This window comes from Bacillus sp. 17RED48, assembly GCF_019837545.1.
GTDB classification, from domain to species: domain Bacteria; phylum Bacillota; class Bacilli; order Bacillales; family Bacillaceae_G; genus Bacillus_A; species Bacillus_A wiedmannii.
Genome location: NZ_JADAXG010000005.1, coordinates 180,598 through 202,844 on the forward strand (window position 1 = coordinate 180,598; position 22,247 = coordinate 202,844).

Annotated in this window: 21 protein-coding genes and 4 pseudogenes; 16 read left to right on the forward strand and 9 right to left on the reverse strand. The window is 31.6% G+C overall.

Annotation, left to right across the window (positions count from 1 at the left end; translation table 11 throughout):
• Nucleotides 1–93: 93 nt before the first annotated feature.
• Nucleotides 94–1,023: pseudogene (locus tag ILT06_RS20900) on the reverse strand (hypothetical protein).
• Between the two features lie 1,652 nt (nucleotides 1,024–2,675).
• Here ILT06_RS20900 and ILT06_RS20905 point away from each other — a divergent pair.
• From ILT06_RS20905 to ILT06_RS20915, 3 genes are all read left to right on the forward strand, one after another.
• Nucleotides 2,676–3,017, forward strand: coding sequence for a DUF4257 domain-containing protein (locus tag ILT06_RS20905; RefSeq protein ID WP_000961794.1), 342 nt, complete (start codon nucleotides 2,676–2,678; stop codon nucleotides 3,015–3,017).
• Between the two features lie 93 nt (nucleotides 3,018–3,110).
• Nucleotides 3,111–3,305: a hypothetical protein gene (locus tag ILT06_RS20910; protein WP_000087398.1), complete on the forward strand. Its 195-nt coding sequence runs from the start codon at nucleotides 3,111–3,113 to the stop codon at nucleotides 3,303–3,305.
• An 819-nt stretch (nucleotides 3,306–4,124) separates the two neighbouring features.
• Entirely contained in the window at nucleotides 4,125–4,550 is a 426-nt protein-coding gene (locus ILT06_RS20915; RefSeq protein ID WP_088047624.1) for a DUF4879 domain-containing protein, read from the forward strand.
• Between the two features lie 102 nt (nucleotides 4,551–4,652).
• Here ILT06_RS20915 and ILT06_RS20920 read toward each other — a convergent pair whose 3' ends face one another.
• Nucleotides 4,653–4,763 (reverse strand): YjcZ family sporulation protein, encoded by a 111-nt coding sequence (locus ILT06_RS20920; protein ID WP_222655492.1) that lies wholly within the window; start codon nucleotides 4,761–4,763, stop codon nucleotides 4,653–4,655.
• A gap of 293 nt (nucleotides 4,764–5,056) precedes the next feature.
• On the opposite strand from ILT06_RS20920, the gene ILT06_RS20925 reads away from it, so the two are divergent.
• Nucleotides 5,057–5,257, forward strand: coding sequence for a hypothetical protein (locus ILT06_RS20925; RefSeq protein ID WP_222655493.1), 201 nt, complete (start codon nucleotides 5,057–5,059; stop codon nucleotides 5,255–5,257).
• Between the two features lie 1,027 nt (nucleotides 5,258–6,284).
• Here ILT06_RS20925 and ILT06_RS20930 read toward each other — a convergent pair.
• From ILT06_RS20930 to ILT06_RS20955, 6 genes are all read right to left on the reverse strand, one after another.
• Complete coding sequence (locus ILT06_RS20930) at nucleotides 6,285–6,854, reverse strand: PRK06770 family protein (protein WP_222655494.1); 570 nt, start codon at nucleotides 6,852–6,854, stop codon at nucleotides 6,285–6,287.
• A gap of 451 nt (nucleotides 6,855–7,305) precedes the next feature.
• On the reverse strand, nucleotides 7,306–8,130 hold the full coding sequence (locus ILT06_RS20935; RefSeq protein ID WP_222655495.1) for a sulfotransferase family 2 domain-containing protein: 825 nt from the start codon (nucleotides 8,128–8,130) through the stop codon (nucleotides 7,306–7,308).
• 550 nt (nucleotides 8,131–8,680) lie between these two features.
• Nucleotides 8,681–9,466 (reverse strand): glycosyltransferase family protein, encoded by a 786-nt coding sequence (locus tag ILT06_RS20940; protein WP_222655543.1) that lies wholly within the window; start codon nucleotides 9,464–9,466, stop codon nucleotides 8,681–8,683.
• Nucleotides 9,467–9,786: 320 nt separating this feature from the next.
• Nucleotides 9,787–10,176 (reverse strand): phosphoglycolate phosphatase, encoded by a 390-nt coding sequence (locus tag ILT06_RS20945; protein WP_261784533.1) that lies wholly within the window; start codon nucleotides 10,174–10,176, stop codon nucleotides 9,787–9,789.
• 169 nt (nucleotides 10,177–10,345) lie between these two features.
• Nucleotides 10,346–10,594: a hypothetical protein gene (locus tag ILT06_RS20950; RefSeq protein ID WP_097872615.1), complete on the reverse strand. Its 249-nt coding sequence runs from the start codon at nucleotides 10,592–10,594 to the stop codon at nucleotides 10,346–10,348.
• A 1,628-nt stretch (nucleotides 10,595–12,222) separates the two neighbouring features.
• Nucleotides 12,223–12,399 carry a hypothetical protein gene (locus ILT06_RS20955; RefSeq protein ID WP_179866093.1) on the reverse strand — a complete coding sequence of 59 codons (177 nt, stop codon included), beginning with the start codon at nucleotides 12,397–12,399 and terminating at the stop codon, nucleotides 12,223–12,225.
• Between the two features lie 315 nt (nucleotides 12,400–12,714).
• Here ILT06_RS20955 and ILT06_RS20960 point away from each other — a divergent pair, with 315 nt between their 5' ends.
• The 5 genes from ILT06_RS20960 (at nucleotide 12,715) to ILT06_RS20980 (ending at nucleotide 15,892) form a co-directional block, all read left to right on the forward strand.
• The gene (locus tag ILT06_RS20960; RefSeq protein ID WP_179866092.1) at nucleotides 12,715–12,870 is read left to right on the forward strand and encodes a DUF7167 family protein; all 156 of its coding nucleotides are present in this window, start codon (nucleotides 12,715–12,717) and stop codon (nucleotides 12,868–12,870) included.
• A gap of 2 nt (nucleotides 12,871–12,872) precedes the next feature.
• Complete coding sequence (locus ILT06_RS20965) at nucleotides 12,873–13,502, forward strand: Holliday junction resolvase RecU (protein ID WP_222655496.1); 630 nt, start codon at nucleotides 12,873–12,875, stop codon at nucleotides 13,500–13,502.
• 137 nt (nucleotides 13,503–13,639) lie between these two features.
• Nucleotides 13,640–14,011, forward strand: a complete 372-nt coding sequence (locus tag ILT06_RS20970) for an ArpU family phage packaging/lysis transcriptional regulator (RefSeq protein ID WP_222655497.1) — start codon at nucleotides 13,640–13,642, stop codon at nucleotides 14,009–14,011.
• Nucleotides 14,012–14,829: 818 nt separating this feature from the next.
• Nucleotides 14,830–15,108, forward strand: coding sequence for a hypothetical protein (locus ILT06_RS20975; RefSeq protein ID WP_098102970.1), 279 nt, complete (start codon nucleotides 14,830–14,832; stop codon nucleotides 15,106–15,108).
• A gap of 634 nt (nucleotides 15,109–15,742) precedes the next feature.
• Complete coding sequence (locus ILT06_RS20980) at nucleotides 15,743–15,892, forward strand: hypothetical protein (RefSeq protein ID WP_261784534.1); 150 nt, start codon at nucleotides 15,743–15,745, stop codon at nucleotides 15,890–15,892.
• Nucleotides 15,893–16,038: 146 nt separating this feature from the next.
• Here the strand turns inward: ILT06_RS20980 and ILT06_RS20985 are convergent, their stop codons facing one another.
• A complete protein-coding gene (locus tag ILT06_RS20985; RefSeq protein ID WP_000376554.1) occupies nucleotides 16,039–16,176 on the reverse strand; it encodes a DUF3956 domain-containing protein in 138 nt (45 codons plus the stop codon).
• A gap of 285 nt (nucleotides 16,177–16,461) precedes the next feature.
• On the opposite strand from ILT06_RS20985, the gene ILT06_RS20990 reads away from it, so the two are divergent.
• The 7 genes and pseudogenes from ILT06_RS20990 to ILT06_RS21020 all read left to right on the forward strand — a co-directional run bounded on the left by ILT06_RS20990 (nucleotide 16,462) and on the right by ILT06_RS21020 (nucleotide 22,085).
• Entirely contained in the window at nucleotides 16,462–16,785 is a 324-nt protein-coding gene (locus ILT06_RS20990; RefSeq protein ID WP_142315071.1) for a hypothetical protein, read from the forward strand.
• A 437-nt stretch (nucleotides 16,786–17,222) separates the two neighbouring features.
• Nucleotides 17,223–17,822 (forward strand): hypothetical protein, encoded by a 600-nt coding sequence (locus ILT06_RS20995; protein WP_098102969.1) that lies wholly within the window; start codon nucleotides 17,223–17,225, stop codon nucleotides 17,820–17,822.
• Nucleotides 17,823–18,132: 310 nt separating this feature from the next.
• Nucleotides 18,133–18,327 (forward strand): annotated as a pseudogene (locus ILT06_RS21000) (transposase); the annotation flags it as partial.
• Nucleotides 18,325–18,708, forward strand: a pseudogene (locus tag ILT06_RS21005) (RNA-guided endonuclease TnpB family protein); the annotation flags it as partial. The pseudogenes ILT06_RS21000 and ILT06_RS21005, both read left to right, overlap by 3 nt.
• Before the next feature lie 500 nt (nucleotides 18,709–19,208).
• Nucleotides 19,209–19,370, forward strand: a complete 162-nt coding sequence (locus ILT06_RS21010) for an aspartyl-phosphate phosphatase Spo0E family protein (protein ID WP_025118349.1) — start codon at nucleotides 19,209–19,211, stop codon at nucleotides 19,368–19,370.
• Between the two features lie 80 nt (nucleotides 19,371–19,450).
• Nucleotides 19,451–20,875: pseudogene (locus ILT06_RS32930) on the forward strand (hypothetical protein).
• A 451-nt stretch (nucleotides 20,876–21,326) separates the two neighbouring features.
• The gene (locus tag ILT06_RS21020) at nucleotides 21,327–22,085 is read left to right on the forward strand and encodes a DUF975 family protein (protein ID WP_222655498.1); all 759 of its coding nucleotides are present in this window, start codon (nucleotides 21,327–21,329) and stop codon (nucleotides 22,083–22,085) included.
• Nucleotides 22,086–22,247 lie beyond the last annotated feature (162 nt).

Below are 22,247 nucleotides of genomic sequence, written 5' to 3' on the forward strand. Positions count from 1 at the left end.
CATATACTACTTAGAGTTAGTGTTTCTAATTGAGCTTATAGATGTTGCTAACTAGGTTAATAATATGAAAGGTCTTCTACGGTACTAATTTTATCATTTCAATCTTTCCTCAATTTTAAGTACTGGGAAGTAATCACCAACCTCATTTGTTTCCTTTTCGTTACGAGTCATACTAATACTTCCTATGTTAGCATATGTAACAGTTAGTGTTTACCAACCTTCATGTTTTAGTAATTCATCTGCTAATTGACTGTAACTATTAACTGCCATATCCTTAGCTGGAAATAGATTGTTAGATGCTAATACAATATTTGCTTTTATTTCCCCATTTTCAACAGTTAGGTTATTTAATTTGTCATTTTCTCCAATAGAATAATACTCAATTATTTCTTTTACTTTATCAACTTTAAGTTGCTGTGGTGATTGTTCTACCGCTGATTCCGTGTCCTCAGTGGATAATTCCGGTTCGGCTTTTTGTTCTATCGGCTGTGTTTGAGTATCTTTAGTAGCTAAGTCTACATCATGATTAGACGGCTGCGTTTGGGTAGTTTCAGTTTCTACTTCTGTATCTTCATCTTGAGGTATTTGTCCAATACTTTTTTCTGTGGTACCTTCTTTATTTCCGTATTGTATATCCACAATATTCCCAGCTGCAATAACATACATATTTGTCGCTTTATTGAACTGATTAATACCAACTTTCCACTCGGTACCTTCTGTATCAGACATTCCTGTTAATAGTTTTGATGTAGACAATTCATATTCTTCCATTGCTTTTATTAGGTTCTTGTGTTGAGTTTCATACTTTTTGTCAGGAACCAAGTCTTTAAATTCTTTAGTTACGTTTCTAAATTCCATAACCGCTTCTTTATACTCTTCTTGTGACGAAGATAGCGAATGGTCTCTCTCTTGTATTTCAGTCATTTTATTGGATGCCTTCCTCATAGCTCCAGTTCCTTTTAAAAACCCCTTTTCATAATTTGTCTCATCTTCCATGTTTCCGCAACCTCCAACAAATAGCATAAGTGGAAGTAAAAAATATACGAGCCTAAGCCTTAACCTTAACATGTTGTAAACACCTTACTTTCTAATTTTTGTTTTTAATCGTTATATATTAAACCACTACACTCTTTTTAGGGCTTCTAAAATTAAAGTGTAGTAAACTCAGATTTTAAAATGTATGTATGTGATACAAATCTTAATATAACACTTTAATAATATTATGTTTGAATAATATTGTAATTGTAACATCTAAAGTGAAAGCAGGACTATAAAAATTAAAGAAATCATTTCTTGTTTGGAAATACAATTTAATAAAAAACACACCATAAACCAACAATATACAATATAATTTAGACTTTTGTATTATTTCTAGTTTAAGAATTGGATATTATTGGTTATAGATATGGTATAATAAGTATATAATCTTTTTTCTTTTTCCTTTCTGTAATTAAAGCAACCTATCGGGTTGAAGAGTACGCATTTTTAATGTGTTATGTCTTCTCCTTTTAGGTTGCTTTTTTATTTTGCTTAAAAAAGGAGTGATAATTCGAATCATTTATTGAGACTTTCAGAAACAATACATCCTGTTACCTTAAATGCTTATCGATGGAAAATAACTAAAGGGAAACTAATTAACAAAAGATTAATTAGAATTGAAAATATCGATTTAAGAATTGATACAGAACTCGAAGGTGTCAGAGTAGGTGATACGGTTTATATTCATATAGGTGATGTTATCTCGTAAATCACAGCCGCTGAATGGGATCAGTATCAAAAAGAATAACATGTAATTGAAGATAGTTACAATAAGATGGTAACTAGTAACATTCGTAATAGATCTATATTTTAATAAAAACGATAAAAAGAGGAGTGTATATTGATGAATATGTCTATTTATAATCGCGAAAATAAAGAATGGAAAGAGAGAAAAGAAACAAAAAACAACAGTTTTAAAGAAGTACTGAAGACATTGTAAATTCTTGAAAAAATTTAAGAGGGAATACCTGTATTGCACCGTCAGAAATAGATTTGGGAATTTATCCAGAGTTGATAAAGATGGAAAATATAATACGAAATAAGTTAATAGGATATCAAGAAGACTTTTATTTCTTTGATAAATATTATTATTTCTTATTTAAGCGAAAGGTATTGTGGTTAGTACGAGAGACAGGAACGAGAATAATAAATTTATGCAATTATGAAAACGTTGAAGAAAAACAGGTAGTATTTGAAATACTGGAATTCTATATTTATCAAAATTGTTGTGTAATCTATAGCATAATCGATGGGAGATTGAAAAAATTAAATAACAATCAGGCTTTAGAATTATTAGAAAGTGTAAAGATATCAAAGAATTTGATTTGTTAACTTGAGAAAGTTAAATAACGAAAAATTTTCTGAATTTAAAGATAAAACAAATTTCAATGTGATATAATTTAGTTGCATTTTTTTCTTTTTCTTTTTTATATCACTAATTACTTATAACCTTTCGGGTTAATGAAATTACACAAAAAGGAACTTTATGTTACTTTATTTCATTGTGTAAACAATTCATTTTCCTGGAAGGTTATTTGTTTTTGCCTGAAAGGGGTGATGCTATGTCATAGCAACTAATTATTAAATAGGAACTGCTGCTGCAATGTCAAAAGTTTTTTCGAAAAGGGGTGTATATTATGTTGGTTACAGTAATTGTTTCAGTTGTGGCTGGTATGGTCTCAGGATTGGCTAGTCATTACATCACAAACAAAAAGTTTTTGTTGCCTCGTAAGAGCAAGCTTGCATTTCACCCGGGTTTCTTGGGAGAGATGTTTGTAGGAAGTATTGCTTCACTCGTTGGTGTTGCAATGTTTAACCCTGAAACAATGATGGATATTCTTAAAGTGAGTATTCTTGCTGGGATTTCAGGGCAAGCTTTCCTGCTGCACAATCGCTTGGCAACGGAACAAGTAAAAACCGACGAGATTCAGTCGATTTCAAAGAAATTGAACGAACTCGAAAAAAAGAATAAGGAATAATAGAGGAGTAATCTGGTATAAATAGAAATAGAGAGATGAGGAGATTTGGTTATGTAACGGCCAAATAAAGTGAGTTGAGTTGAGGTGAGCCCGATGTCTCGAAAGGAAGTTTTTGATTATCTAGATGATCAAGAAAAGGAAGATTTAGCAGAATGGACAGAAGAGCTTAAGAATGCTCAATCTACGAAAGCAGTTAAACTTTATTCAGATAAGATAAAGGAACTGCTAGGAAAGATTGAACAGCGAATGATTAGTTCAGGAGAGGAAGCAGCGACGGTTAGCTTCTAATTGAATAGCAAGATAAAAAGAGGCTGGTGGAGAATTAATCCATCAACCTCTTTTTATCTTATAAATATAAAAACATCTTCTCTTTATAAAACGAAAGGTTAAATAAGTGAGATTGCTGATGAATTTTCATTATTAATATCTATAGCAGGTTGTCCAAAGGGGTAAAAGGCAATGCGTATACCTTCATTTTGAAAGAATATTATAAATGTCTTTGATTCTGTTTTATTGTGTTGTTATCATATAAAAAAGAAGACATCTTAATCGATGTCTTCTTTTCCTTGTACAATTGGTGTTAAGAAGGTATTTTATTACTTAAAAACCATAACAAAATATAACAATCATCGAGTAAGCTTATTATAGCTTCAATAAATAGGGTTTTTATATGTAATATTACATATATATAGATTTATTTATGTTTTATCTATATAGTTTAATTGTCTGTTATTTGTTTTAATTCATTTACTTATATTATTTTTTGAGCGCTCCAGCAATGGAGCCTTTTTTTATGCAATAAAACATTTTCTTTACATTATTTAGTCGATCTATATTAGCTTTTCCTTCTTAAAAGATACTTATATGTTACCAAACTATTGTATAGACGACCAGTCTTTTAATGAGAATTTAGTGAGTTAATAGTATTAAATTTGAAAAAAGTTTTTATAAGGAAAGTAGTGGATGGATTATTTTGTATGTCAATCGATATGCTAAATTGCATATCGAAAAAAGTAGAATTTGTTAACGTTTTCAATATAAGGAATATTCTTATAAATTTCTGTTAATATCAAACTTGTACTTATTATAAAACAAGGGGATGTTTATATGTTTAAAAAAGTTACATTAGGGATATCATCATTAGCGGTGGCAGCGGTAGTTGGGTTAGGAATGGCATCGGAGGCATCAGCAGGACCAGCAGCACCTCTAACTTCTTTAAGTGTAGTAAAAGTGGAATCACAATTGGGTGGAGTTGAATACATTACTCCTAATAGTTTTAGTACAACTAAAGATCATGGAGGAAGTTACTTATATGTTTACACAAAAGAAATAGGATATGGCCAGTTTCCTTTTGCCAAAATGAATGGATTTGATGTAAAAAGTATTGGCTCACAAATAATTGGTGGTAATCCTATTGTAGGTTGGGAATATAAATGGGACGCATCAAAGCATCAAGAAGGGACTTTTGAATATCAAAAGACTTCAATAAATTATCCAAGAGATACGTGGCGGACGTCGTTATATATTAAATAATCAGTTTTATATATTCGTAGCATGAAAATCCCTGCACTTTGTGTAGGGATTTTTCCATAAGGAAAAGACACCCATATAAGAGCGTCTTTTCCGATAGTTTTTTTAGCAGAAGCAAGCAGCTCCAACGATGATTAATAATATAAACAATACAACTAATAAAGCAAATCCTCCAGCAAAGCCACAGTCGCCGCCGCAATTACCACCAAATCCCATAATGGTTCCTCCTTTAAATCGGAGGTTAAAACAAGGGTTCACTCATGTATTTTAACGGATTCAATTTACTGTATGTTTTTAGGCATTAATTGAGCAGGTCCTTTTGAAAATAAAAAAAAGACACCCAAAGGCGCCTTCCTCCGTCTTAGACTATCCTGTATTAATGTCGTACCGATTAATAAATTAAATTATAAAAATAATTTGTTATATTTCCATGTAACCTAGTTGATATAATGTATAAGGAAATTATTGGTTAATTAATGGTTCACATATATTAGGGAGGTACATAAGTCATGGAGTTAATAATTTCTTCATTTGTATTAGTGGTAATATTCTTTATTCTTTCGATATCTTTAAGTGGTAGAGGTCAGCGAATAGCAAAAGAAGTTTTAAAAGAGCTTATTAATGGTCCTGAGGGGAAAATGTTGGTAGGTGCTGCTATGGGACTTGTAATTTCTGTGATAATTTTTGGTTGTTTTTTTATGAATCTATAGATGTTCAATCAAGAAGAAAGTATTAGAGAAAACAAGATACTGAATAATATACATAAGAACCTCATCATTGGATGGTTGTTTTTTTAATACATAAAGAAAAGACACCCTAAGGTGCCTTCCTCCGACATGAACCACTTTAATTTTATATAAATATACACGTATTGCCCCTTTGTTATACGTGTAAACACATCCTATAAAACAGAATCGTCTATATACACCAGATTGTTAGTTCACAAAATATCAAGAGATTTGAGATCAATATGTTACGCCTTTCAAAAGAATCTGCTTTATAGAATATATCCACAATTTATATCTTACTACATGTAATATTTATTTAGTGTAATTTTTACAAATATGTATAATTACATAAAGTTTATGAGAAAAAGAGAGTATACTTTGATATTGTGTAATAAAGATAAGGCCCATCTACGGAAATAGGTGGTTTTTTTGGGGCAATACTATCTCATTGCATAAAAGGGAATTTGTATTAAAATAATAGCATATTCTTAGAGTTCTTATATTGAGAAATAAAGAAAAGACACCCTAAGGTGACGCCAAAGTTTTTAAGCTAATTCTAGAGTATCTCCATGTAGAGTACAGATTAAGTTTGTATAATACATATGTATTATATAGAAAAAACAGATACATGTTGTTAACAACTTACATGAACTATTCAATGTTTATATTTTCTTTTACTTACAAGTAGACCTATTGAGCAATGGGGGGATTTTTAGTGTTAAATATGGTATGTATATGCTTAATTATAGCAGCTCCTATAGCTGGGATATGTATTGGGGTTACATCGATGATTTTTCCACAAATAGAGAAAAGGGTTCCTAAAGATTAGTTATAATTACTCTTGTAGTAGCAATAATCCATCTTAAAACAAGTGGATTGTTTTTGCCCATAAAGAAAAGACACCCAAAGGTGCCTTCCTCCGACTTGAGAATCACATCTATGTATTGAAGAAATTTAGAAAAGGTAAATATTAAAAGGAAAGCTTCTAACTATAATTTATAGATGTTTATTATTCCCCAACGTACTGAAAATCTCCTGATTTATGTAATGCGGCTGTTACTTCATCACCGAAATTATTTAAAGAGAATGTTTGCTCTTCTATTGGATCCATTTCTGTAGCTTCACCTATCTTGCCGTCTTGAAGTTCCCAGAAATAGTTATGTTCTTCTACGATTTTACTAAAATCTCTATTTACCCATCTTTCAGTGATTGCTAATAGCTCTTCTTTGTTCTTAAAATCATTTTGGTTTAGAATGCTTCTTACTTTTTCTGCATTTTTTTTAGACATAGGAGTTGCTCCCCGTCCGTCATTTACTTTTACTTTTTGATGAGTCATGCTATGCATTGCTGAAATAACTTCTTCTTCAGTAGAACTTTTAGTGATGTGAAGTTGTGCATTTGAACCTTCAATTTCTGCTTCATTCGATGGTGGTGCTTCTTTATAATCAGACTCTGCAAAAGCATGCTTCTCACTATCCATTGGTACTTCAGCAAACTGTAACATGCCATAAGTCATACCAGCTGCAAGTACTATTATCCCTATAATAGATCCTAGCCAATACGTTAGCTTCTTGTCCATATTCACTTCCCCTATCTATATTTTAACATTTCATATAAATAATATTATATCAAATTACCTCTTTATGGATATATTATTTTACCATGTTAAGTTATATTGTTCATTAAGAAATACAAGCATAAAAAAGACACCCAAAGGTGCCTTCTTCCGACTTGAACCACGTTCATTTAGTATAAACCTATCCGTATTATCCCCTTGTTATACGTGTAAACACATCCTATAAAACAGAATCGTCTATATACACCAGATTGTTAGTTCGCAAAATTCAAGAGATTTGAGATCAATATGTTACGTCTTTCAAAAGAATCTGCTTTATAGAACGTGTCCACGGTTTATATTTTACTACATGTAATATTTATTTAGTGTAATTTTTACAAATATGTATAATTACATAAAGTTTATGAGAAAAAGAGAGTATACTTTGATATTGTGTAATAAAGATAAAGCCCACCTACGGAAATAGGTGGGCTTTTTTATTGGGTATTACTACCTCAGTGCACAAAAGGGAATTTAAGGGGTATTTGTACGTACTGAAATCTTTATTAAAAATATCTTGTACTAATTGGATAGTTTCTTGATCATAAAAACTATCGTATGTTGGGAGGCGTGGGAATAAAGGATCGGTAATATCAGCATCTGCAAAAGCACCTTTAAAAATCGCCCTGCCCTTCTGATGATGCCATGATTTGGTTAGTATGTGTAAAGGAGAAGTTTTTAATTGATATGTTTGTTCTAGACGTACAATTTCGGTAGAGAAATTTTCAAGGTAGATATAATTTGTAACAAATGCTTCCTCACCGGGCACATACTGCGGTGTAAAATGTGGATCTACTTGTTCTAAATCTGTCATTTGTGATTTTAAGTAATAGAGAAAGATTTTAAATGAAATAGGTTTACTACAAATGCTGTTGCCATAATAAAAACCCCGAATGGGCTCCCATGCTGGGTTTTCTATATATGGAGGAGCGATTAATGAGAAGAATGAACTTACAGCTCTTGTATACGGGTTTCTTACTATCTTATAGGTATCTTTTTCTTTTGAATATAAAGTTGCAGCTAATTCAATAAAGTAGTCTGAGGAGTTTTTGTATATTTCATTTTCGTAATTATGGATGAAAGAATTGTATTTTATCGCTTGCTTAAATAAATTAATTTGATAAAAAAACCAATGTGCAAGAGAAGTACAACCACTTTTCTGGCTCCAAAATAAAATTAAAGGGAAGTTAGGATTGGAGTGGGGAACGCGCCTGTACTTAATAATATTTACAAAAGACATAGTTAGCCTCCGTTCAGTTATGTCAATTTTGTTTAGTGTATGAATAAAGAACTTGGCATATGAACAAGAGAAGGGAAGTAGAATAGATAATTTAAAACAATATAATTTTGAAATAAAATCGTTAATTGAAAACAAAAAAAAGGGCGTACAGATGAGTAGGCCCTTAGAAAGATAGGTTTTATAAGTATTGAACTGTCATATACTTTATGTTTCTTTTGCGTAATCATGTAATTAAAATTGACTAAAAAGAGCACATGTTTAAATGTGCTCCTTAAAAAGGTGATAGCTCACAAGGCCTAATTTGTAAGCTGAATACTTGTGCAGCCGATATTAATATATGTATTTTCTCATGAAGGGTGAAAAGAGAGCACCTTTTCAAGGTGCTCTTTGTAAGGAGATTCCTATAAGTGAAAAGCTTCCTTATAAATAATAAATGCTTATCCAATTAAAAGGTGAAAAGTTTTTAACAAAAACGCTATTTTAATAATGAATGGCTCTTACTTAAAAGTAAAGAACGTATGGAAAGTTTCAAAATGTTTTTGATGGATTACTAGTTAGGAAAACATAAATCTGGAAATATAGCTTGATATTCTGGGAGTAATCGAAGATCGATAGTTGAGGTTGCAAAGGATATATAATTTCTTTCTAATTCTTCTAGTGTTACTAGGTGATGAGTACCTAAACCATGCTGGATGCTATGTTTAGAAAGAGTAGGCCCAATTTGTAATTTTCGATTTTTCATGGCTGTATTCCATGGGCTGTAAAAGAATTTTAAAATGAAAGCAGGATACATGTAAACCATAAATGGATGATTTGACCAATGCCTTCCGGCTGTATAGTTACCATGCAAATAATTGTGGATCAATCTACCTCCGTAATAAGGTGCAGGAGGAGTATGTGGGTGCATCATTCCATGAAAACGCTGTTTGACAAGGGGAATACTGTATCTCGGATTGGTATAACTGTGAGTAGGTTCATCCACCATCAGAATAGTTCTAATGGAATACATGTTTTTCCCTAAAGTAGCAAGAGAAGAGAAAAAGGCTTCCGTATCAAAACAGCAAAGAAATTCAGTGGTATTTAAAACCATTTTCCACCCCTTAGTTTCTTTTTCTATTTCCATTACTTCTTGATCAACTAATAAGGCATCAAACTCTAATACTTTTGAATCTCGGATTTCCCAATGAGGTGCAAGTATTCTACATAGTTCTACTGAACGATCAGTAGAACCTCGATTAATAAGAATACCATGATCAAATAGTTTCGTGTGATGTATTAACCACCATGGTAGTAAATACTCTTCATTGTAAAAATGTGAAATTAAAGTTGTACTAATTAGAAACACCTCTGTTTAATAATGGATAAAATCTTTTTTGTTTTATTATAATATGGTGCTTATCCTAATAATTCTTAGGTATTAAATTAAATGAGTTTAAAACCCAAAAGATATGTAAAAAAATTGTGTAAACACATTTTAATAGAAATTTCATTTTGTATGTATTTGAAATACGAAAAGAGCACTTAATAAAGTGCTCTCGTGACGAGATCATCCGCTTGTAAAGACTAACTTATTTTATATAGAAAGGAACACAGAATATTATATGTGTTTCTTGTTAATTGAGTGCATTTTTACAAACCAAGAGCAGCTAGCGAAAGCTAACTGCTCTTGGATTTCAATTCGTATTCAGAAATGACTTCAACCGAATAGTACTTACTAAAATTTACAACAGCATAAACTTTTTGTAGTTCGTTATCAGTGACATGTCCGTATAGGAAGATTTCATGCGTTCTATATTCTTCTGATGGACTAATTTTATCAATTACAATTTCAAGATTTTTTTCTTTTTTAAAGTAAACGATAGTTACTAGTTCAGCTGTTCTTTTAACTTCTGGCCATTCTTTACCGTATTCTTTGGGAATGGATTGAGACGATACCAAAAGTATAAATATCATTGGGATAGTGAGAAAAGCTATACTCATTATTCCGTAGCGTAATAATTTTCTTTCCATCAAGTGGCACCTTTCATTGATGTTTTGTTTAGTCATTCTGTATGTTAAGCCAAGATTAACCAATTAACTATCCATTTTGGTGACAGTAATATTACAAATTTGTAAGGTTTATAAGAAAAATAGAACAATGAAATTTAATAAAATAGTTATTTGAAACTATTCATGAAAAAAGAGCACTAACGAAAGTGCTCTTAGAAAATACATTTTATATTCTGTTTTGAGCTACGATTTTAATATTCTCTGGTGGAATGATATCTTGAATCTTTTCTTTTAAATCTACTTGGACCATTTCTTCAAGATGTTCAAGTGAAACTTCAAAGTTTATACACTCCGCAGTTGCGATGTTTAATAAAGAATAATTTTCATTCTTTTTAACAACAAGATATTGCGATTGATCTGTAATTACAATACATCCTTGTTGAATTCCTAATTGACGATTATCTTCAAAGGTCATAAATAAATCTCCTAACATTTTTCTGATAGGAATTGTACTACATAAAAATGTTAGTGTCTAGTCGGTCTTAAGTAAGAACTGGAGTCACACAAAATCCTTATTTAAAAACAAAAAGCCCTAGAGTTAGGGCTCTAGGGCTTCTTGTTTTGGTATTCTCACATGGTTCTTCAAAAAGAATAGAACATACTGAAGATAACATACGAATGTTTCATAAATGTATCGAAAAAGTGAACAAAATTGCTATTGCAGAAGATGCAGAAATGAAGTTTCTAATACGTAAGTACGTGAAAGGTATTATTTCCAATGGATAAAATGCGCATGGGACACTTAATCATTATTTTATTGGAGGAAAAGAATATGTTATGAACTCGGTTGAATGAAAAAATGAAAATTTTACTTTAAGCGAAGTTAATGAAATATATTTTGGGGGTTAAATCAATGATTGTTATCTCGATGGACACTTTAACTTTATAAAAGTCCTAGAAGAAAAACACAACTATGAGGAATAGTAAGCTATAAAAGTGAACAAAATTGTTATTTAAATAAAAGAAACCCCGATTGTCTGCGGGGCTTCTAAGGGTAATCGTCAAGTAATGACGTACTCGACTAAATAACCATATCATGAATTTTTTGGTAAAAATACTGGTAAATGTGTCCAAATTAGAAAGGGCATCATTTTGAAAAAAACGCTATTTAAATAAAAAAAGAGCTTGCAAGGAAACAAGCTCTAACGTAATTGAGATGCCTATATATTACCATTCATTTCATTATAATTCCATACGTTGTGGTTGAGAAATAAAGTATAAGCAATTTAATAAAAATTTCATTTTGTAGAAATAAAAAAGACGATCGTCGTCGAATCGCCTTTTAATAAAACAGAGCACTTTCAAACATAATTTATTCGATGTTTAATGTTATGTGCAAATAAAAGAGCAGCTAGCAAAAGCTAACTGCTCAATACAAGGAGATACAGAGAAAATTAAATGGATTTTGGCATACAGCCTATTAACATTATGGACATAATATTGATTTATATTCGAAGGATTTCATGGTTTATAAATCAGATTATGATAGTCGATATTCTCCATATTGACCAGAAAAGAACCAAGAATTCTAGGGAAATTCCAATTGTTCTTTTCCTCGTTTTTTGAAATTCTTTTACTAGATATCCAACAGCACAAATTGCTAGAAGAATGAAAAGAATAAGTTCTAGTGTAACTGGCATTTGATCTACTCCTAATACATTGATTAATTTAATATATAACAATTATAAGATGTTTTTGTGGTTAATGGTGAAAAATTAAACAAAACTATCTCTATATGAAAAAAGGCCCCGTTGTCTCCAACAGGACCTTTCCTAAAATGGCAAAGAGTAACTCTTACCTTACTCTTTGTTTATATACTACAAGATTGTTAACGAAAATCCAAGGCTCTTTATATTGAGAAATAAAGAAGAATCACTATAAAGAGTTTTATCTTTTTTTCATAAATAAAAGAGCAGCTAGCAAAAACTAACTGCTCGGCTGGTTCTCCAAGGGGGAAAGGAGAAAGGCTAGGGACTTCATTAAATGAGTTCTGGCTATCGCCTATCTATATTATTGACGGAATATTGAGTTTTATTCAGGCGATTAGGTTAAATGTTTGACGATATAGTCTTTTATTAGTAAAAAAGCTGCAAGGAGAAACATTACGTCAATTGAGAACCAAAACATATCTTTTTGAGGTTTCCTAAACTCTGATATTATGGAAAACATTAAAAATAAGGCAACGGCTATTACAATACAAAGTTTAATTAAATCAGACATTTATAATACTCCTAACATTTAATCTTTTTTATTATATAGCTATTTCCAATGTTGAGGGATTTAAAAAGTGTGTTATGAGAATTTAAACAAAATAATCCTTTTACGAGAAAAGGCCCCGTTGTCTCCAACAGGACCTTTCCTAAAATGACAAAGAGTAACTCTTACCTTACTCTTCCGCTATATAATACACCATATTTGACTATTTGTGTAGAAAGATGTCGAAATATGCAACATTTCATGTCGACTATAAGCACATGAAGAAGTGAGACCGATAATTAAATAAAAACGCTATTGTAATTGAAAGGGAGATTACAAATGGCTAAATTTATGTTTTCAGTTAGTACAGGTTATGTAAAGAGCGTTATTGAGGAAGAAATCGAAATAGATGATAGCGTTTTTAATGGAGTGAAGGAAAACTCTTTGGAATACTACAAAATAATTGATAAGTATTATATAGAAAGTGAGGAATAACAATGGGACAAGGTAATCGCGGAATGGCTTTTGAAAAGCTTATTAATCTATCGAATGAAATGTATCAAAGAGAAGGAGTGGCGCTTATAAACAAGCGCCCGACTCCTGTGAAGGTGTTAAAAAGTGCAGGTGGACGAGTATTAAATGGATTCTATGAATCTAAAAGTATAGTAGACTATGACGGCGTGTATAAAGGACGAGCTATAGCATTTGAAGCGAAATCTACAGAGAATCCTGGAAGATTTGATTTAAAGAACATTGCGCAGCACCAATTAGATTACCTGGAGAAAGCGGAGCAGATGGGAGCAATTTGTTTCTTCCTTATTGAATTTAGCAAGGACAAGTCAGTGTTCGTAGTACCTCTATTAGTGATTCAATCTTACGTGAGGATGTCACAACAGCCAAAAGGTAAGAAGTCGATACCAAGAGCAGACTTTGATATTTATGGGTACTTAGTAGAACAGACAGAACGAGCGCCAGTGGATTACTTACAATATGTAGATGAAGCAGTAGCTCCAGTTATGTTTGATGGAATGATTCAATTTGATAAGGATCATAAAAAGGTAGCAAATAACATTGAAGCAGCGAAAGAGAAGATGGCCAACAAGAAACGTAAATTATTAAAGGCTTAATGAATAACGGAACCATGCAGAGTGGATGGTGGGGGCTACTCGCTATGCATGTTTCCCTTATTCAACAAAGAGATAGTAAAATTTCACGTACCTGATGTGAATATAAAAACCAAAATTCGAAATAGGGGGATTCCTTCATGGAGAGACAATTAACTTTATTACCTGCTATTGATGATAAGAAAGTGCAAAAGGAAGTAGTAAGCATTTTAAAAGAATACAGAGCACTTAAGATGCGATTCAGTAATGATGTGGAGCAGGAAGGAATCAGTTTATTCCCTGAGTTACGTGATTCAAGGAATACGAGTAAATGGAAGGTGCAGCAGGTAGAGAAGGCACTTAATAATTTATTAGATGAGGATGAGCGTAAAATCGTTGAGCGTAAGTTCCTGACAAACGAGAGAGTAAAAGATTCAGATGTTTATAATGATCTACTACTCAAGAAGACCTATTTCTATGAGAAGAAGCAAAGTGCGGTTAAATTGATTGCTACAGCACTTGGAATCATCTAAAAATAGCGAACAAAACGCGGTCAAAATGCTAACTTTTGGGGGGACTAAATAAAATGACAAAAATTATAAATTATATGTACAAGCTCTTTGAAAACCGCATATCGAAGAGGGTTAGTACTCCTTAACGTATACCGCGGCAGGGCGGGTATGGGGGGAAAGAATCTCGCCGTAAGGGTGGTAAGATTCCCTTAAATGATTAATCATGACATATTCCAGTGTGGCGGGTGTGATATAACTCGCATTCGTCATACTGTTTCTAATTTGTATTTATCAATTAGCTCGGAACGCTGATAATAAATATAAGTCTATTACTCTCTAATATGTCGGTTCTTGAAAATGGAGTGGGGGTGGTTGCTTATGATTGAGTGACACTTGCATTCTAAAAATCTAAAACAGTATACGTGATCTCGTACATTAGTAATTACTCACAATTCTTATTAATGACCAAAACGAAGGCAAAGAGTTCCACTCTTTATTTGAGCCAATACAGCGGAAACATTGCCCTTCCGTCCCCTTAGTGTATTGGTTCAAACAAGGCGCCGGAAGAAACATATACGTCTTGGAGATAATCACGTTATCAAACAATATTGGCCAGCTAAGGCGAAAATGATATTAATTAGCCTAAGTATTGAGTCAGCTCTACGGAGTATAAACGAGAAGAGGTACTTCTTCTTTTGTTTTTATTTCTCTCTATTAAGTTAGGTTAAATATGGTCGAATTTATAAAACATATTTTTTGAATTATTTAATAAAAATATATATAATTATATCGATATTAACATATTAACATATTAACTAGTTAAAAATGGGGAAAGAAAAATGAAGATTAAATTTGATGTGGTTAAAGATGAAAATTTTGATTTTACTTTATTAGAAACAAAATTGCTGAAAACTTTTAAAGAAGTGGATAATGTAGCAATAGTTGAAAAGGTTGAAGAAAAAATTTTTGAAAAAGGTGATGTACCAACCCATTTGGCGGAGATTACTATTAATGTTACAGGAAACAATATAGGATATAGATCAGTTTCAGCTAGTATATTTATTGTTCTAGAAAGTTTATCAATGAAGTTATTCAATATTAGTATTAGTATACATTAAGCTTCCACCACGGCTTTTTTCTTTGGTATATAGAAATTACACATTAAATATTAGGGAGACATAGAAATGATATGATACAACCCTAGGTATTTGTTGCGTTTTAGTTTTACCCCTGTGTTCATAAAAGACTTGTATAAGGTGTCTTTTTTATGATGAACCATTTTAATATAGAAATCATATAGTGTAGTGTAGGATAAGCGAACGGCTTATATCCTATTCAATGCTCATTGGGGAATTTCCCTTCGCATATTTTAGCATCTACTGACGTGGATGCTCTTCTTTATTGAACAAGATGGGCACATTTGTTTAATTTCCATTACACTGTAAAGAATAACGCTAGAGCAATGAATCCATATAAAAACAAAAAGAATCCTAAGATGAGTAGTATTGTACGAAAGTTGAACATGATAGACCTCCTAAGGGTATATAAGGAATTTTAATATATTGTTGGTCTATTTAGAAGGATAACCACAAATTGGTAAAGGTTAAACGAAAATGTGAATAAAACGGATATTTGGATTAAAGGATATCTATATAAATAGGTAGAATCTAATTAGTTGGTTCACATTTTAATCCAAGGGGTACAAATTCGATGCGGCGTGAAAAGGATTTGTTGAAATAATCGAAGGCGGATTTGCAAGCTATTCAAGAAGAGAAAAAGCTGAAGAAGAAGGCTAAGAAAAAGAATAAGAAATACAGCATTCCTGGTAAGATAGCTGACTTCATGGATGGCAAGAATACTTATCGTAAAAAGAATGGTGTATGGAAGCAAAGAAATCAATAATGTGAGGATAAATAAGTTTGATTAAATCAATAGCGATTATCGTAGGCGCTGCCGTGATTTGGGCGGTGTCTTTTTTGTTGTTAAGGAAAGATAAGGGGGAAATAAAAAAAGAGAGCTAGTGCCCTCTTTTTCTTTTGATAAGGTAATTAATCGCAGATTGGTATTCCAAGCACTCTTAGAGCTAATGCTACTTGAAGAGAAATCTCCAATCTAGCAATTTCAATACCAGCTACTGAAAGAACTAAAAAAGGTTGTCCATTTACAAACACAACGCAACTATCCATGGTTACGCCTCCTTTCTAGCAATCTACTATAGTATATGAATGAAACGATAATATGTAATAGTTGAATTAATGGATTTGATAGAATTGATAGATTAACCTATTAATGAATTGATTAAATTAATAGATCAATTGGAGTATTCTCATGAAGGCGCTTTGAAAATGAAGAAGGCAAGAGAAAAAAATTTAAAGTAGCGAATCCGCTGCTTTTTTATTTTATAAAATAAATTATTTTGAGTAGAAAAGAAAATAGGTGTTTGCCGTAACCACTTAATTATAATCGAGAATATGAGTATAGAAATAGGTCGGATTTTTGTAATGACGGAGGGGATTATTGTGGACATAACTCAAAGTGTGGCAAGAATAGCAGTTAATGGGAAAGACCTTCCGTTTACTTCAGTTCAAACCTCTGCATGGAATCATGGACCTGTAAATGATTTAATTGTTTCAACGAATCAGAGGGTGAATGAGTTTTATCAATTCATGTGGTCACAGGTACCAGTTACGCTCCAAATGTATTTTCTTCAGGGAATGGACTTAATGAGATTCGCTAGGATTGCTGGAATTAATGAAAGTATAACGGGAGAATATATATATCATTTTATTTGGTGATAAGAAAAACTTTAAGTAGCGTAACCGCTGCTTTTTTATTTTGCATAGAAAAAAGGAAACCTTAAAACTCATTCATTCTCTCCTTTCTAGACAATACAAAAAGCCCTTCAAGGACACTGGATAGTAAGAACCAATGCATTTAGCATTACATTCTTCTTTCAAGTAACCCGAAGGGCTTATGTGTATTGAGATTGATTTAAAAAATAAAAAAGGTGTATATAATAAATAATATCTCAAATTTCTGAAAATGTAAATTGATTATAAAGAATTCGTTTTAGAGTTTGATAAATATAATTTATAAGAAGTAAATATGAAAAAGTTAAAGAATTATCTTAGTTATTAAATAGATTCTGCCTATACTTTAAGTAGAGGCCAATTTATTAAATTTAAATAGTTAATATGTTCATATATAGAATTTTGAAGGGGGTATATTGTAAATGATTCCAACGTCAACATACGTGGCTAAATGGGTATTAGATGACTTAACACTTGCATCAAGACCAAATCAGGGGATCAAACTAAGTACATTTAAAAAATTAGAGAAACTTTATGTAGAATACAGAGAAATGATTGAGGGGGATACTAGCTTTGAAATCACACATTATTTGCTAGAGTTTATCAATCCGCATAATCTCTTTGTAGTAAGAGAGGGTTACTATATATTTGATAATAAAACGATGAAATTTATTAAAGTATCGGATGACATCCATTTTTCAAATCAAAGCTTAGCGTACTGTAATAATGGAGTTGCAGTGGATTTAATAAACGGAAAAATGCATTTTTTAGAAGGCCATTATTATAAAGTTAAGACCTCATATGTTGATTTATTAAAAGGAGAAACTATACCTGTAATGGTATTAAGTCATCTAGATAATAATGTTGGAGTATCAGTTCCTTTGACAATGTTTAATGAGGAGAGAACTTTTAAAATTTCAGAGAGTTATATAGTAGATCTTACCGCCAAAAATTGTAACAATGTGAGTGAATTTAGTGAAAAGGGAAACGTAGTACGATTTCTAAAACCATCTATTGTGTAGTTAAGTATATATGTTAATTAAATTCATAATGAATTTAAGAAGGTGATAAATTTGTCTTTTGAAATGTATACAGCCTTTCGAGGTAAAGTAATTATAAAGGATGAATATAAGAATTGGTGGAATTAATAAATACAGGAAGCTGGGAAGAAGAGAATGACTACTATACAAATTTGAAAGGTAATGAATGGTCATTTATAGCTAATCTAAAGAATTGCAGCCCTTCCTGAACGAGAAAGCGGCATGGGATGAAAGTGAGGTTGGATAAGGAGTGCTACTAAAAACCGCAAAGTTGGTGGCACTCTAAGTATCCAAAATGTTGGTTCAAGAAATATGCGGAGAATTGGATGTTTCTATAGTTGCGATGGAATTCGACAAAGACCATGTTCAATTGTTCTTAAATACACCAACACTTAGTCCTGCTGATACAATGGCAAAAATTAAAGGAGTGACATCAAAACGTTTGAGAGAAGAGTTTCCACATCTTCAACACTTGCTGATCCTATGGATGCAAGACCAAGACCACAAAGTAAGTCGTGTAATCGTTGATTTTGCAACGGATAATAATATTTCTGTCATTCGATTAGAGCAACTAACGAACATTAGACAGACGGCACGAACAAGCCGTAAAAACGGAAAAAATCTACACACTTGGTCATTCCATCGTTTAGCACAATTCATCGAGTACAAAGCGACATTAGTTGGCATAAAGATCGAATATGTGAACCCTTCTTATACAAGTCAAACATGTCCGAAATGTTCTGAAAAGAACAAGGCGCAAGACAGAAAATACAAGTGCCAATGTGGATTTGAGAAACATCGTGATATCGTTGGGGCGATGAATATTCGCTACGCAACTGTGGTTGGTGGTAATAGTCAATCAGCCTAAGAACCTATATGGTCTGTCTTAGGAGGGGTGATGGCACACCCTCATCTTGAAGGCTGTTCAAAACAGAAATGGACTGCGAATGCTTAGTCATTCAAGAATCCCATCCGTTACACCGTAAGGTTTAGGACTTGCGGCTTTAGCCGTGGGAGTGTCAAAGAGATACAGAATATAATGTGAACCCTATTTTATTATTTATGAATTTGATATTAAAAGAAGTAGCAGAACATATTAAAAAGCTGGAAGCTTGATATGGTGAAGCTGATGAACCAAAAGAATATGTTTTTATAAATAATGGATTTATAAAGAAGTTGTAGCAGTAATGAATTATTGTTGCTTTTTTATTTCTAAATACACTAAATTTATTGTTGTTGGTTTTATGTATATTCATTTATAATAAAATATGGAAAATTTTACATCGAAATAATAAAGATTTTTATTATACAAGCGCTGGGAGCAGCTCTTTTTATTTTGCTTAGGAGGAGTGTGAAAGAAAAAAGTTTATGTTAGTGGCGAAGTTAAATGACCTAATAGAAAATAAAAAGTTACAATTAGTAGAACTGGTAAATAAACATGGTTTTAGTCATACGAAAGTCCTCCATTTAAGTCAGGAAATTGATAAATTAATTAATAAATATATGATTATAAAAAAAGGAACCCTATAATAGTAGGGTTCAAAAGGAACAGATACATAAAATAAATAAAGAGAATAATTTAATTATATAAGAAATTTGATACTGTAATATTGAGAAAGTGTAAAACCTTAATTAAATATTTTCGTTTAAAAAGTGATGTGATTACTATTTTAAAATTAAGAACAGATTTAATAGAGAAAGCAGTAAACTAACTCATATCAAAGAAGACACCAATGTTAGTAAAGAGGAAGTCAATATTGCATTAAATTTTTATGAAAAATTACAAAAAATAGATGAACCTAAGAAATTTAAATTATATCCTTATAATGAAAAGTAAGCCAGTGAATTCTCAATATCTGATTTCTCGAAAGACGCTAAAAAAATTACCCGTTTAAGAAACTGGGTTTTAGAAGTGCTGCCTATTATTGAATTATATAAGAAGGCGGGAAAGTTACCCCTTACTAGGGAGAATGATGACTTTATAGAGTATCTTGAAGATTGTTTTATTACTTATATCTCAGGGGTAGAGAGCATTTGTAGTACAACATTAGAAACAGTGATTACCAAAAAGGATTTGGAGCTTGTAAAGGATTTGTGTAATGGGATTATTAATTCTTTAAAAGAATATTATAAAGGTTATCCGTCAAAGGCTTTTAAAGAATTTCATAAAGTTTTAATAAATAACGTGTCTATACCAAATCATTTCAATGATATAAAAACACTTCAAAACTTTGACAATGAATTCCTCTATAAAATTTGAGTCGGTACCGATCATGTATTTACAGGTGAAGAAATATTTCATATTCCGTTAGAACTTCGGGGAATAGTCAGCACAAATTGATACAGTATTCATGGGTTACTATGTATCTATTTAGGAAGCTCACCTTTAACCAGCTGGTAAGAACTTAATAAACCTGACTTAAATACGGTTCAGACTTCAGTATTTAAATCAGATGATATAAGTTATATGGATTTATCTACACCACCTGTTGTTTTTATAGATAAGATAATTAAGAAATTCTACGATATCGGTACAATTATGAAAAAACGTTTTGGCGGATAGATTAAATGAACCAAATGAAGTAATTTCTTATCTAATTATTTGGCCTTTAATGGCAGCATGTTCTGTACGTGTAAAAATACGAATGACACATTCAAACCAGAATATATTATCCCACAACTATTATTGCAGTTTATAAGATATGATGGATTTTTTGATGGCGTAAGCTACTTCTCAACTAAAGTGGATAACTACTCTGCAGCAACAGCCGTACTTTATATAAACTTCGCTTTTCCTGTTCAGGATGGAGCAACTAAAGGTCTTTGTCCAAAACTACTAAGTAAATTTAAGGTTTCCGATGCAGTACCGTGGAATATGTTTCAGTTATATAAAGATTCACAACATTGTCTCCCCCATGAGGGAGAGAAACGAGTTGAACATGAATTTATTATTTTCTTCTACAGATTTTAGTAAGCTTGAAACTTTTTTACAGAATAAATCTTTATTAAAAAGTTCTAATGGACGTTTGTCTTAAATATGGTGTTTCGACCTAGTTATAGATTCAAATGTTTAGGAGACTAGATAAATTTATGATATATTTTTAAAGTAGTGCACAAGTGCAAAATCACAAAAAAGATCACCTATGAAATTTTGTAGGTGGTCTTTTCATGTTCGTTAAATAAACTTTTGTTCCAATTAGTCCAGATGTTTTTTTACGTATTTTCAATAGATAAAACTACATGAAAAAATAAGTAAAAAAGTGGAGGATTATTTGTCTAAATATATAGAATTTTTAACAAAAATTCATAATTATGTTATATAATGATGTTAACAAACCATATTTTAGGCATTACCCCCGATTGTGCAGAATAAATATTTATTTGATGAGCTAAAGTATTTGGCTAAAAGAACTTGTAGCGGGGCCTGCTACAAGTTCTTTTATTTTTTCAGTATAGGAAAATAAGAAAAAAGGAGGGAATACAAGTATGACAAGAAATTTAAAGAAAGCAGCTCTTAATTCGTTAGATGGTAAATGGGGGGGAGGTATAGGAGTATCAGCGTTAAACTATTTTGTACCTACTCTTAGTGCATCAGCAATCGCGACATTCATGTATTTAATAGTTGGCCTGTTTATTGGGGTAATTGGTTTGGATGTAATTTTTGTTTATTCAATTAGTGGGCAACCCCAAGTAGACCCTACTGCACTAGTTTTAATTATTCTAAGTTATATATTTTTAGGACTTATTTGTTTCTTAATTTACAGTTCCATACAAGGTATCTTTAACTATGGATATTCTGCTTTCACCTTACATTTAGGGAAAAATGAAGACGCTAAAGTGGACGATGTATTTCTAGGATTTAAAAAAAGAAATTTGTTTAGATCAATAAAATTGGGCCTGTTGCAAGCTATTTTTCTTTTTTTATGGAGTCTCTTATTAATTGTTCCAGGTATTATTAAATATTTTTCTTATTCCATGTCGTATTACATATTAGTAGAGAATCCTGATTATACAGCAAGTGAAGCATTGAGAGAAAGTAAAAGAATAATGAAAGGACAAAAGCTAAAGTTATTTGTTCTTTGGTTATCATTTATTGGTTGGTTTTTATTAGCCGCATTTATCGGAATGTTTACATTTAATCTATTATTTATTTTCATTTCTCCTTATTACAACACAACTGTCACACATTTTTACTTAGATTTAATTAAAAAACAGGATGTTGGAGAAGCGAAGGTAAGTATATAAATAGGAAGAAAGTATGTATAAGGGAAGTGTATACTATCTTGATAGTGGATATGCAATTAAGCATATCCATTTTTAAGTATTATATTAAAAGAGTTAAGCTGCTAGATATATGATATTTATTATGATTTGAGCAAGGATACCGCAAACATGTTGCGAGTTGGA